The following is an 11,743-nucleotide window of genomic DNA, read 5'->3' as shown; positions in this document are numbered from 1 at the left end:
GAAATCCGTCCGATCGCACCGCTGGGTGAACGGGAATGCCCTTCAAATTTCCTCGTCCGGGGCTGTCGCCGCGCCGGATGCTCACCGCCCATGGGGGGCTTGCACTGACCGGCGCCGACGACCGTTGACCTTACCGAAGGCCGAAGTACCCCAGGATGAACAGGACGATCACGATAAGGCCGACGATATAGATGATCTGATTCATGAGCTTCTCCTTTGTATGGACGGGTCCGGTGCCGGACTGCATGAACCCGGTGATTCGCCTATCACGGTATGCGCGGCGGGATGTCGCGTCGGTGCGGCGCCGCACAGAGAAGCCGGGTGTCGGCCAGGCATCGTGTAACCCCGGGCGGGGCTTCATCCCGACCGTGGGCTGTGTTCGGTAGCACACAGACAGGGAGATGGGGCCACCGTAGTGTCGTTTCGGAGAACAGGCCGTCTTTCAGGTCTGGAAGTTACCGCAACCCGTCAGCGTATCCATTCGATCCGAGCGCCCCATGAAGAGTAAGGTCTCCCTTGTCCTGATTGTCCTTTTGAGCACAGTTTTGTTCGTTATCTGGTTCCTCTGGGGATCGAATTCCTGGGAGGTGCAGATTTCCGGTACCACCGGCGATGGACAGGCCATCCAGTACCGCATCGAGACGGTCTATGCGGGAACCTCCAAGACCCTGATCTTTCGCAACGAGGATGCCGGTTTTTTGCCGCCGTATTTTAAATTCGACTCGGCGGACCTGCAGGCCCTTGCCGGCAGGATCAAGGAGCAATGCCCGGAGGTCCCCGTCATCATCAAGGGATATAGCCTGCGCATCCCATTTCTGAACATGTTTCCCAATGCCACCTCGATTGATGCCCCGGAGCGTTGCACCCAGGCGACGACGCGCTCCCCGGGTGCAGCTGCCGAAACGCTGGAACCGGGACAAGCTGAGTAATTGACTGAAAACGGCTTTGGCTCCGTTCGCCAGCGAACAGATCCCGGAGAGATGTTTGTTTACTCTGGGCCATGGCGACTGAATGATCCTGAGGGATGGTTCGGCGCCTTACACTGCCATTGTCAGGAGTAGAAAGTATGAATATCAGAACGCATGGCGGCGCAAGCAGCGCCACGTACGCTCAGGACGCGCTCACCGATGAGCTTCTGCTGAGCACCCATACGCTGATCGGTACCGAAGTTGTGACTAGAGCGGATGAAAAGCTGGGTAGTATCAAGGATTTCATGATGAATACCACCAGCGGCAGCATCAACTACGCCGTCATTTCCGCAGGTGGCTTTCTCGGTATAGGCGACAAGCTGTACGCCGTGCCCTGGGACGCCCTGTCATTGGATACTCGGGCGAAGAACTTCATCCTGGATGTGGACGTGGAGCAGTTCAAGGCCGCTCCCGGTTTTGACAAGGATGACTGGCCGGACATGGCGGATGCCACCTGGGCGAAGAACGTCAGAAGCCACTATGGCCTTGGCGACTGAGTCAAGAGAATATCCGCAGGAGAGTGTCATGAACAAAGATCAGGTTAAAGGTCGGGCCAAGGAAGCAACAGGCAAGGTCAAGGAAGTCACCGGCCGGGCGGTCGGTAATGAGGAGCTGGAAGGTAAAGGGAAAATCCAGAAGGGTACGGGTAAGGTGCAGGCAGGCTACGGCGATGTGAAGGAGGATATCAAGAAGGACTCACGCTAGTCCTGCCCTTTGCCCATAAGTCGTACCGATAGGTCGTAAAAAAACCAGCCACCACCGAGCCGTTTCATCACCAGCACAAGACCGCGGCGGCCTGCTCCATTGAGGCCGCCGCCACCCGTGGTGAGCAGGAGCGCTGCTTAGCGCGTCCCAAGGATCCTCGTGCCCCCGAAACGAAAGACTAACCCGGCCGAAAACAGGTCGAGATCGCTATCGTTACCTACCGCGTCGTCGATCCGATATCGTTCCGCCTCGAGACGCAAGGCCAGGTTATCGGTGACGGTGTACTGGAAGCCGATGCCGAATTTGTAATTGGTATCGGTTTCGCTGGCGTCGGGGTCCAGCACGCCCACCGCACCGGTACCGGCAAAGGCGACTTTGGCCTTACCGCGATGAACGCCGACGCGGGCGAACACCGCCGCGCGTTCGGAGAAGGGCAGCATGCCCACCAGATCGACATTCACTCCCCGGAACTCAAGCTTGCCCGACTGGGTACCCGCCGGTACCGTGGTCGCCCTGTAATCGAACTGGCCAAGATCGAAATAGCCGGCTTCAAGGGCAAGATAGGGGTGAAATTGGTAGCCTGCGAAGAGCTTGTAACCAACGTCGGATTCGTCGTCGGTGAACCGCGATGTGGTGAATCCCGACGTGAGCAGATCGGCCCTGATATCGCTCCGGGCAATGTCGGCGCGCGACTGGCCAAGACCCGCGCCAAAATACCAAGGGGATGGATCGGCCGCCGCGGCGGGGAGGGTAAGCCCCGCCAGGGCCAGGGTCGTGAATGTCCACTTGAGCGTGTGCAGTTTCATGGGTGCCTCCACCAGGAACGGGTGTGCGTGACGTCCATTACGGGGCCGGCACGTTGATGATCGTGTTCACCATCGTCACGGACCCACCCAGGGACATTGCCCGGCCGTCCAGCGTCACGATGTCGACATTGTCCGCGGTGGAGAAGCTGACTCCGTCTGCGGCAATGATGGTCCCTTTCATGGTGCCGCCTCCTGCCGCGTTGATCGTGGCCGCGCTACCCACTTGCCAGTAGACGTTCTTGGCCTGGGCACCGTTCGTGAGGGTGACGCTCTGAGGGAAATCGGCGCCGGGCCCCCCGACCGTCAGCGTGGTGGCCATCTGGAAAATCCAGACAGCATTCTGATTGCCTTGTCCGTCCAGCGTGAGGTCTCCGCCCTGAATCCTGAAGGCGCCGCTCTGGGCGGTGTAAACGCCCGGCGTCAGGGTCAGGTTACCCAGATTGTCGTTCCCCGGATCCTGTCCGCCCGGCAGGTTCGCCGGTGACAGTGCGATAAACGCCGCTTCGGCATCGAGCCGGGCCTGATCTGCGATCGCCTGGGTTTCCACTGTTCCATCCTGCGGGCAGGCCACGGTCGGAGGCGGGGGCGACGCGAAGATGCGGCCGTTCACCTGGCCCTGGTTGAGGGTGGTGACGGTATAGGTGCAGTCGGGCTCGGAGACGAACCCGGTCACCGCCGTGGAGACGGCCGTGGTACCGATATCGCCATTGATGACGGTCAGGAGGCCCTGGTTGGTGATGCCTGCCGAGCCGCCAAAGGAGCCGAACGGTGCTGCGGACCGGAGTATGGCCGGTTCCACACAGCTCCCGATCGGGGCCACCGCTGTGAAGGTCCAGGCGAAGTCCTCCAGCAACGCGTTGGGCGGGACTGCGAGGTCGGTCACGCCATCGGGTCCGCCCGTGAGGGTGGCGCGGTAGGTGGCGCCGTCCGTCAGCAGGGCCTGGGGTGTGAAGGTGACGATCGTACCGGTGTCCACGTCGACGACCACCGATTCCGCCGCCACCGTATTCGATGGTGCGGCATCTTCGACCACCCGAAACGTCAGGCCGTTGACCGAAGCCGGATCCAGGCGCAGACCGGAGGGCACGTCGAAGACGGCACTGATGCCGGCCAACGGACATACGGCGATCGTGCCCCCGTTCAGGGGGGCGGTGGACTGCACGATAACGGGCTCTGCGATGGCCGGCGCCGTTTCAGTGGTGAAGGTCCAGGCGTAATCACTGCCATCGACGATTGGACCCTGGTTACCACTCAGGGGGTTGCCCGCAAGGTCCGTCGCGGTGCCGGTGATGGTTGCCGTATAGGTCGTTTCGGCTTCGAGGGGGTTATCCGGCGTGAAGACGGCGGTCCGTGAGCCGACCACGTAGGAAACCCGGCCCGAGGGTGCGGGTGTGACGCAGGGAGCTTCACAGGTCAGCGTGAAGCCGTCGTCGCTGATCGTGGCCGGATCCATGTCTTCGCTGAATGTTGCGGTGATGGCCGTGTTGGGCGGCACCTCGGTCGTCGGACCCGGGTCCGATGTTTCCGGCACCGTGAGGGTCACCTGCGGCCGCGTTGAATCGGGCGTCGAGCCGGTGGTGAAGCTCCAGACGAAGGGTGCCGGCAGTGGCTGGCCGGTGGAACTGCTGGTGGCGCTGACGATCGTGCCCGTGTAGAGCACCGACGGCTCCAGTCCGGCCGGATCGGTCACGGTGAACGTCGCAATGGTTCCCGTCCCATTCATGCCGACCACGCCGTTGGCGTCGGTGCAGGGTGACTCGCAGGTGAGCGTGAAATCGCCGGCTGCCAGCGCGTCCACCGGCTGAGTGAATTGTGCCGAGATTGCCGTGGTATTGGTCGCCACACCGGTGGCATTGGCAAGCGGAGTGACGGCCGTCAGCGTGGGCGGAGGGCCTGCTGTCCTGAAGCGCCAGGTCACAGGTTCCGCCAGTGCCCGTCCTGAGGCCTGACTGCTCGCGCCGGTAATGGTCGCCGTGTAGAGGGTCGCCACCTCGAGTGCCGCGGCCGGCGTGAAGCTCGCCGTGGTGCCCGCGCCATCAAGGGTGGTGTCGCCGGTGGGGTTCGCACACGGTGCGTCACAGCTCAACACGAAGCCGGCGCTGCCGGTCAAGGGTGCCATGGGCTCACTGAAGGTGGCCGTGACAACGGCGTCGGTCGGCACACTGATCGCGCCGTCCTCAGGGCTTGTGGCGATGATCGTAGGTGCTCCGGTGACATTGCCATCGGTCCCGAGAATCGTGTCGCGGCTATCACAGCCCCCGATAACCGTCATGGTGAGGGCGCCGAGCATGCCTGCCATCAGCCACGTCCGGACCCCGTTTATGGTGTATAGAGCGCGCATGGTTTGAGTCCCTTGAATGAACCGCAGTGGTTACCTAACTTTCATGCATCTTGATGGCGATGCACCCTCATTCCCGGCCCTTCTCCCCCAAGGGGAGAAGGGAGTGTCTGTGGCTGAACCTGGGTTCTTTCACGTTAAGCAGGCGGTTCAGCCCGAAGGGTATTCGATGGCTGTATCAATAGTTGCGTGCGGATTTTCCGAACACCAGCATTCCCACACCCGCCACCGCAGAAGCCGCACCAAGGATCAGGAACCAGATGGTGGACTCAGTGAAGCGGCCGGTCACCGCCTCCGTCACCTGATCGCCCAGGCTTTGGGATGACTGATACGCAAAGAAAAGCAGGATCAAACCCACAACAAGCAACACCAGAGCCAGAACTTTATTATTTGCCATTTCCATCTCCTTTACTTTTTTTCACCATGACACATGGCGTCATCGGCACGGCCATCCATATATGGTTCATTTCTTTTCCTTTTTGGCGTCGCTATTGACCTCTCCCAACACAGTCCCATGCTTGCCGCCGTGTTTTTCGGTTTTACCTTTTTTCTCCGTGCTTTCTTCGTGAGTTACTTTTCCGGTAACCTCCTTGGTCTTTCCCTTCTCCTTGTTCGTACTATCATTTCCCTGATGCTTGCTCATGAGCCGATCTCCGGATGATGGTTCGGTTTTGGGTTCTGCCTCTTATCATGAACTCAAACTCATGTAGATGCAGGGTGAGGCTCCCACGGTAATGGAAGCTTGAGGCCGGGTCTGTGCGTTGCCTAACTTAAAAACACCCCCCGACATCGTTGCCGGCGTTGGATCCGTCCCCCAATCAAAGCTGCGATCTAATGGGTAGCAGAATTTTTTCGGAGAACTTTTCGCGAAACGGACGGCTCTTCCAGCGGGCAAGGGAATACGGCTCAGCCGCCAGCAGGTCCTTCTCGAATATGGTCGTCATCTGAGTGGCGAAATCGCTGCTGTATACATTCAGACTCGCTTCATCATTGAGCCGAATTGAACGCATGTCGAAATTGGTGGAACCCACCGAAACGAACTCGGCATCGATGACCAGTAGCTTGGTATGCAGCATGGTCGGCTGATAGACGTGGATCTCGGCACCCGCGTGCAGAAGTACGCCCCAGTCCGCCCTGGAGGCGATCCTGACCGTGATCGCATCCAGGTAAGGCCCCGGCAACAGGATGCGAACGCGAACGCCGCGACCACGGGCAGCGATCAAGGCCTGGATCAACAGCGTGTCGGGTACAAAGTAGGATGCGGCCAGGTCGATCGTCGCCTCGGCCGCCGCGATGGCAAGCAGATACATCAGATGCATGCTCTCGCTCCCGCCGGATGGGGAGGCGACGAACATGTGTGCGTCCATCCCACCCTCTTCTTCCAGGGCCGGAAAGTAGCTCGGGCCATTGAGCACCTGGCCGGTGGTCTTGATCCAATTGTTGTTGAAGGCCGCTTGCAACTGTGCCACGACGGGTCCTTCAATCCGGAAGTGGGTGTCTCGCCAGTGCTCGGGATCGCCACCGTCGCCAGTCCACTGATCCGCGATGCCCACCCCGCCGGTGAACCCGATGCGGCCGTCGACCACCAGCAGCTTGCGATGGGTGCGGTTGTTCATGCGGCCGAAGTTGTACCAGTGCAGTGGCCGATATCGATGCAACCGCACACCGGCGGCCTCCATGGCATCCAGCAACGACTGATCCATCTTGTTGCTGCCGACCCAATCGATGATGACGCTGACGGGCACACCCGTGCGGGCGCGTTCAGAAAGTGCTTGCGAGAACTCTTCAGCAATCTCACCTGACCAGTAGATGAAGGTCTCGAAAGTGATCGATCTCTGCGCCGAGCGAATGGCGGGCAGCATCGCCGGAAAAATCTCGTTGCCGTTTTGTAGCGCGGTCACCTGATTGCCTTGCACTATCGCCGGACCCAGCAGGACGGACATCTCGCGCCGAAACTGCGGATCGCAGACGGCATGGCGATGTTCGACTTTGCGCTCGACCACCTGCTCGGGTGTCTTGAAGTTCTGCAACAACACCAGCACCAGACTGGTGGCCAGTACCGTGATCCCCACAATCCAGAGCATAGATTTTCGGCTCCTCATCCATGCCGTTCCGGCCGCCCGTGGGAGAACGCGGGAGCGCCTGAAGGTGATGCGGTGGCTTTCCGCCCAGTTTAAGGGGCGACGAGGGGCGCGTCCGTGCGTTATCACACTGAGCACACGGCGGGGTTGTATGGCTTCGGGTCAGGCGCAGCGCGTGCGTTTGTTATCGCACAGACGACTTACGTGGGCGGCCTGAGAATCCATCACGCGTCGGCGGTCCGAGCGGCATCTCGACTGCCTGCATTCCCCCTCTCTGCGGAGAAGAAGCATGGCTACGAATAAAAAATCGGCTCGGTCGTCGCGGAAAAGCAAAGGCGACACATCCGATATGGCAGCCCAGGGCGCCAACGTCATACTCGGAACCAACGACGTCGTCGCCGAGCAAGCCGCTGCAAGTGATGACCTTGTCGCTGAGATGCCCCACAACAGCATCAAAGAGCTCGAATACGGTTACGACAACGCCGTCACACCAGCGGCCGGCGTGACTGTGGAGCCGGACTCCGCTGCGTTGACCGCAAGTACGTCAACCGAGGAAACCCGGACTGCGAAAACCGGCGGCGCGGCAAGGCTCGGAACGAACGCGACCGTCGCTTCGCTCGACCGGGTCAGGGTCGATGCCGGCGATCAGCCGTTGACCACCAATCAAGGGGTTCGCATCGGCGATAATCAGAACACGTTGAAAGCCGGATTGCGTGGGCCATCGTTACTCGAAGATTTCATTCTTCGGGAAAAGATCACCCATTTCGATCATGAGCGCATCCCCGAGCGCATCGTCCATGCACGCGGTTCGGGAGCCCACGGCTTCTTCGAGGCCTACGACGCCCTGACCCAGTACACCCGCGCGGCGCCGTTCGCCAAGAAGGGCAAGATCACGCCCGTGTTCGTGCGCTTTTCCACGGTGGCCGGGGAGCGGGGCTCGAAGGACACGGCGCGCGATGCCCGTGGCTTCGCCGTGAAGTTCTATACCGACGAAGGCAACTGGGACCTGGTGGGCAACAACATCCCGGTGTTCTTCATTCAGGATGCCATGAAGTTTCCCGATCTGGTCCACGCCCTCAAGCCGGAGCCACACCACGGCATGCCTCAAGCGGGGTCCGCCCATGACACGTTCTGGGACTTCGTCTCCCTGATGCCGGAGTCCACCCATATGTTGATGTGGGCGATGTCGGATCGGGCCATACCACGCAGCTATCGGATGATGCAGGGCTTTGGCGTGCACACCTTTCGTCTGGTCAATGATCAGGGCCAATCCGTCTTCTGCAAGTTTCACTGGACGCCTCGGCAGGGAACCCATTCACTCGTCTGGGACGAGGCCGTGAAGATTGCAGGCGCTGATGCCGACTTTCATCGGCGTGATTTGTGGGAAGCCATCGAGTCGGGGGAATTCCCGGAATGGGAGCTGGGGCTGCAGATATTCACCGAGGAACAGGCCGAGGGCTTCAGCTTCGATGTGCTCGACTCCACCAAGATCGTCCCGGAGGCGCTGGTGCCGCTCCTGCCCGTCGGACGCATGGTGCTCAACCGCAACCCCGACAACTTCTTTGCGGAGACCGAGCAGGTCGCCTTCTGCGCGGCGCACATCATCCCGGGCATCGATTTCTCCAATGATCCCTTGCTTGCCGGTCGAATCCATTCCTATGCGGATACGCAGATCACGCGACTCGGCGGCCCCAATTTCCACGAGATCCCGATCAATACACCGCTTGCCCCCGTGCAGAATAATCAACGCGATGGCATGCACCGCCAGGCCCTGCATCGGGGGCGCGTGGCGTACGAGCCCAATTCATTGGCGGGGGGCTGCCCCTTTCAGGCCGGAACTGCCGGATTCATGTCCTTCCCCGAGGTCATTACCGAAGACAAGGTCCGCGGCAAGCCGGAGAAGTTTGCCGAGCACTATGCCCAGGCCACGCTATTCTACGAGAGTCAGACGGCTGTCGAAAAAGCGCATATTGCGGCCGCCTTCCGCTTTGAGCTGAGCAAGGTCGGCGTCCTCGCCATCCGTGAACGGATGCTGTCCTCCCTGGTGAACGTCTCACCGGCCCTGGCTGCCCAGGTCGCGGGCGGTTTGGGTATGGCGGTGCCCGATGCCATGCCGAAGGCCATCGCCGATCCAAAGGTGCCGGAGGTGACCGTATCTCCGGCGTTGTCACTGATGGCGTTACCGGGCGAGTGCGGTATCCGCACGCGTCAGATTGCCGTGTTGGTCGAAGATGGCGCCCACCATGCCTCGCTGGTGAGCCTGTATGGTGCGCTGGCCGATGCGGGTGCAGTGGTGCATTTTGTGGGGCCACGGGTGGGCCTGTTCGTCGGTGATTCCGGCGAGCACATAGAAGCCAACAAATCGATGGAAAATTCTCCCGCCGTCCTGTTCGATGCGCTGGTGCTGCCTGATGGAATCGATGCGGTCCAGGCGCTGGCAGGCAACGGGCATACGATGGAGTTCATAAAAAATACGTTCCGTCACTGCAAAACGATACTCGCCTTGGGTGCCGGCCGGGATCTGCTGGAACTGGCCGGTGTCGGGCCGGTCATGGATGATGACGAGGGCATCCTGCTGGCGGACGGCGCCGATGCCGCCGGGGTCGCGTCGGCCTTCATCGATGCGATGGCCAGCCATCGCCATTTCTCCCGTGAAAGCGACCCGTATGCCCAATGACTCAGCCCGCCTGTCGGCGGCCTGGCCACTGGGCCGCGAAGGCATTGCTCAGCAAGGATATCCGTCTGTGTTTTCGGGTGTATCGTGAAACCACATCCGGTTAGCACCGGATTTCTTGGCCTGGTACATGGCCCGATCTGCGGCTTCCATCAGGGCGGCGGGCGAGGATGCGTCCTGGGGGTAGCACGAGATCCCGATGCTGACGGAAATCTGCACGGGGGGTTGTGCGATGGGGAAGGGCATGGCGAGCGCATCAATGATCGTTCGGGCCACCAGCTGAATGTCCTTGCGCTGCTTGGCACCGGTGAGAATCACGGTAAATTCATCGCCGCCCAGACGGGCCACCGTATCCGCCTCCCGGACACAATCGGTCAGGCGTTCCGCCACGCCAGACAATAGACGGTCCCCCGCCTCATGTCCGAGCAAGTCATTGACTGCCTTGAAGCCGTCAAGATCCAGGAACAGTAGGGCCATCGGCAGATTGCTGCGCTTTGCGTGTTTGACCTCCTGCTCCAGCCGATCCAGGAAAAGACGCCGATTCGGCAGCCCGGTGAGAAGATCATAGTGGGCGTTGTGCCATATTTGTTCCTCGGCGAGCGCCCGTTCGGTCACGTCACGGAAGATGCAGACAATCGCTTCGAGTTGTTTATCCGCATCCTGTACCGGTGCGAGCAGATACTCGAATCTTTCACCCTGGCCCGAGGCAAACGTGTGGGTGAACTTGCCTCGGTAGATGGACCGGTCGGCGCCCACCTTTTCCAGGTTGTGCTGGAAGTCCGAGGCGAATGAAAGGCCGAGGTCAACGTGAGATTTTCCAATGATCGCCTCACGCTTGAGGGTGAGAAGCTTGGCAGTCGCCGGGTTGACATAGGTAAATCTGCCCTTGAGGTCCAGCACAAAGATCGGTTCAGGGGATGCGACCAGGATGGCGCCGAACAGTCGGGTCTCCATCTCCTTGGCGGCCGCATAGTGCTCCAGCGATTCGGAGACGGCCTGGTCTATGGCTTCATGGAATCGGGTCAGGTCTTCAAGCTGTTGCCCGGAAACCGTTGGGTAAGCCTTGGTCCAGCGTGATACCACGCTTGCACGCAGGGCCCGAAATTCGGACGCCGTCTCCATCACGCTGAAGCCGATGGTGTGTCGTTCGCCACCGTGGACGTCGGCCCATGAATGATCCCCGTCCTCCGGCGCATCGCCTTTCGATTTGGCGGCCTGTTCGGCCTCATTCTGATGGGAGTCGATATCATCGGCAATCACCAGAAGCATGCCCCTGGCGTGGTCGCGCAGCTCGGTCTTGTCCGTGAGATCGGCATGAAGGATGGTTTTGGCAAAGGCCTCCCAGTCCTGCAGGATCGGCTCTATTTCTGCGCGAATAAAGTCCGCTAATCGCATGCTGGGCTGCATTGGTTGGGCTCACAATAAGAGAAGGCGGGATCATGAGGGGCGTTCGACGCGCATGCGCGGTGATCCGCCACCGAGCATGGTGTCAGTAATGGTCGCCCCCGTAGGCCAGTTCGGACAGTGCGTTACTGAACAGACCGCTCAGGGCGGCGGCATGAGAATTCACCCATCGGTGCCACCGTTCTCTAAGCGGGATAAAAGATATGCTCTATGGCGGATGGGACAGTCTGTTCCACACCCTGTTTGTCGGGGTGCTGGCCTACGTTGCGCTCGTTGTGTTCCTTCGTATCTCGGGGAAGCGCACACTCGCCAAATTGAACGCCTTCGACCTCATTGTGACCGTCGCCCTCGGCTCGCTCCTGGCGACCGTCATGATGGGTACCGAGGTTGCCCTGGCCCAAGGGGCGTTGGCCTTCCTCCTGCTCATCGGCCTGCAGTTCGCCGTGACGTGGTCCAGCGTCCGGGTGCGGTGGTTGCGGCGCATGGTAACGGGGGACCCGGCGATGCTGCTTTACCGGGGCGAGTTCCTGCCCGCGGCCCTGCAGCAAGAGCGGGTGACCGAGGGTGAAATACGGGCGGCGGTGCGCGCGGCCAGGGTTAATTCGTTGGACAAGGTGCACGCGGTCGTCCTGGAGACTGACGGCTCGATCAGCGTCGTCCTGTTGGGCGAGGGGGGCGATGAGTCCAGTCTCGTTGGTGTCGCGGGACTCCAGGAGGCCCGCGAGGCCGCTGAACGGTCATCCGCTCCAAAAGATGGCCCCGCGTGA

At 60.7% G+C, this 11,743-nt stretch carries 11 protein-coding genes; 5 read left to right on the top strand and 6 right to left on the bottom strand.

Features of this window, described 5'->3' with window-relative positions:
- Nucleotides 1-587 precede the first annotated feature (587 nt).
- The 3 genes from LQ956_RS01005 to LQ956_RS00995 all read left to right on the top strand — a co-directional run bounded on the left by LQ956_RS01005 (nt 588) and on the right by LQ956_RS00995 (nt 1,673).
- Nucleotides 588-929, top strand: a complete 342-nt coding sequence (locus tag LQ956_RS01005) for a DUF1523 family protein (protein ID WP_238629185.1) — start codon at nt 588-590, stop codon at nt 927-929.
- 137 nt (nt 930-1,066) lie between these two features.
- Nucleotides 1,067-1,465: a PRC-barrel domain-containing protein gene (locus LQ956_RS01000; protein WP_238621312.1), complete on the top strand. Its 399-nt coding sequence runs from the start codon at nt 1,067-1,069 to the stop codon at nt 1,463-1,465.
- Between the two features lie 28 nt (nt 1,466-1,493).
- Nucleotides 1,494-1,673 (top strand): CsbD family protein, encoded by a 180-nt coding sequence (locus LQ956_RS00995; protein ID WP_238621311.1) that lies wholly within the window; start codon nt 1,494-1,496, stop codon nt 1,671-1,673.
- A 137-nt stretch (nt 1,674-1,810) separates the two neighbouring features.
- Here LQ956_RS00995 and LQ956_RS00990 read toward each other — a convergent pair whose 3' ends face one another.
- The 5 genes from LQ956_RS00990 to LQ956_RS00970 all read right to left on the bottom strand — a co-directional run bounded on the left by LQ956_RS00990 (nt 1,811) and on the right by LQ956_RS00970 (nt 6,901).
- Entirely contained in the window at nt 1,811-2,479 is a 669-nt protein-coding gene (locus LQ956_RS00990; protein WP_238621310.1) for an outer membrane beta-barrel protein, read from the bottom strand.
- A gap of 37 nt (nt 2,480-2,516) precedes the next feature.
- Nucleotides 2,517-4,778, bottom strand: coding sequence for an Ig-like domain-containing protein (locus LQ956_RS00985; RefSeq protein ID WP_238629184.1), 2,262 nt, complete (start codon nt 4,776-4,778; stop codon nt 2,517-2,519).
- 217 nt (nt 4,779-4,995) lie between these two features.
- Nucleotides 4,996-5,214 (bottom strand): DUF3185 family protein, encoded by a 219-nt coding sequence (locus LQ956_RS00980; protein ID WP_238621308.1) that lies wholly within the window; start codon nt 5,212-5,214, stop codon nt 4,996-4,998.
- 66 nt (nt 5,215-5,280) lie between these two features.
- The gene (locus LQ956_RS00975) at nt 5,281-5,460 is read right to left on the bottom strand and encodes a CsbD family protein (protein WP_238621307.1); all 180 of its coding nucleotides are present in this window, start codon (nt 5,458-5,460) and stop codon (nt 5,281-5,283) included.
- 175 nt (nt 5,461-5,635) lie between these two features.
- Nucleotides 5,636-6,901 (bottom strand): phospholipase D-like domain-containing protein, encoded by a 1,266-nt coding sequence (locus LQ956_RS00970; protein ID WP_238629182.1) that lies wholly within the window; start codon nt 6,899-6,901, stop codon nt 5,636-5,638.
- A gap of 286 nt (nt 6,902-7,187) precedes the next feature.
- Here LQ956_RS00970 and LQ956_RS00965 point away from each other — a divergent pair, with 286 nt between their 5' ends.
- Complete coding sequence (locus LQ956_RS00965) at nt 7,188-9,575, top strand: catalase (RefSeq protein ID WP_238621305.1); 2,388 nt, start codon at nt 7,188-7,190, stop codon at nt 9,573-9,575.
- A 48-nt stretch (nt 9,576-9,623) separates the two neighbouring features.
- Here LQ956_RS00965 and LQ956_RS00960 read toward each other — a convergent pair whose 3' ends face one another.
- On the bottom strand, nt 9,624-10,979 hold the full coding sequence (locus tag LQ956_RS00960) for a diguanylate cyclase domain-containing protein (RefSeq protein ID WP_238629180.1): 1,356 nt from the start codon (nt 10,977-10,979) through the stop codon (nt 9,624-9,626).
- Nucleotides 10,980-11,179: 200 nt separating this feature from the next.
- On the opposite strand from LQ956_RS00960, the gene LQ956_RS00955 reads away from it, so the two are divergent.
- The gene (locus LQ956_RS00955; RefSeq protein WP_238623409.1) at nt 11,180-11,743 is read left to right on the top strand and encodes a DUF421 domain-containing protein; all 564 of its coding nucleotides are present in this window, start codon (nt 11,180-11,182) and stop codon (nt 11,741-11,743) included.

Source organism: Ectothiorhodospira lacustris, from assembly GCF_022227845.1.
Classification (GTDB): Bacteria; Pseudomonadota; Gammaproteobacteria; order Ectothiorhodospirales; family Ectothiorhodospiraceae; genus Ectothiorhodospira; species Ectothiorhodospira lacustris.
The sequence above is the reverse complement of the archived record's forward strand: the minus strand, read 5'-3'. Positions and strand labels throughout refer to the sequence as shown.

Excerpts from the sequence above, each read along its gene's own strand:
- LQ956_RS00985 (WP_238629184.1), bottom strand. The coding sequence starts at position 4,778 with ATGGCAGGCATGCTCGGCGCCCTCACCATGACGGTTATCGGGGGCTGT.
- LQ956_RS00970 (WP_238629182.1), bottom strand. The coding sequence starts at position 6,901 with ATGCTCTGGATTGTGGGGATCACGGTACTGGCCACCAGTCTGGTGCTG.
- LQ956_RS00965 (WP_238621305.1), top strand. The coding sequence starts at position 7,188 with ATGGCTACGAATAAAAAATCGGCTCGGTCGTCGCGGAAAAGCAAAGGC.
- LQ956_RS00980 (WP_238621308.1), bottom strand. The coding sequence starts at position 5,214 with ATGGCAAATAATAAAGTTCTGGCTCTGGTGTTGCTTGTTGTGGGTTTG.
- LQ956_RS00960 (WP_238629180.1), bottom strand. The coding sequence starts at position 10,979 with ATGCAGCCCAGCATGCGATTAGCGGACTTTATTCGCGCAGAAATAGAG.
- LQ956_RS00995 (WP_238621311.1), top strand. The coding sequence starts at position 1,494 with ATGAACAAAGATCAGGTTAAAGGTCGGGCCAAGGAAGCAACAGGCAAG.
- LQ956_RS00990 (WP_238621310.1), bottom strand. The coding sequence starts at position 2,479 with ATGAAACTGCACACGCTCAAGTGGACATTCACGACCCTGGCCCTGGCG.
- LQ956_RS00975 (WP_238621307.1), bottom strand. The coding sequence starts at position 5,460 with ATGAGCAAGCATCAGGGAAATGATAGTACGAACAAGGAGAAGGGAAAG.
- LQ956_RS01000 (WP_238621312.1), top strand. The coding sequence starts at position 1,067 with ATGAATATCAGAACGCATGGCGGCGCAAGCAGCGCCACGTACGCTCAG.
- LQ956_RS00955 (WP_238623409.1), top strand. The coding sequence starts at position 11,180 with ATGCTCTATGGCGGATGGGACAGTCTGTTCCACACCCTGTTTGTCGGG.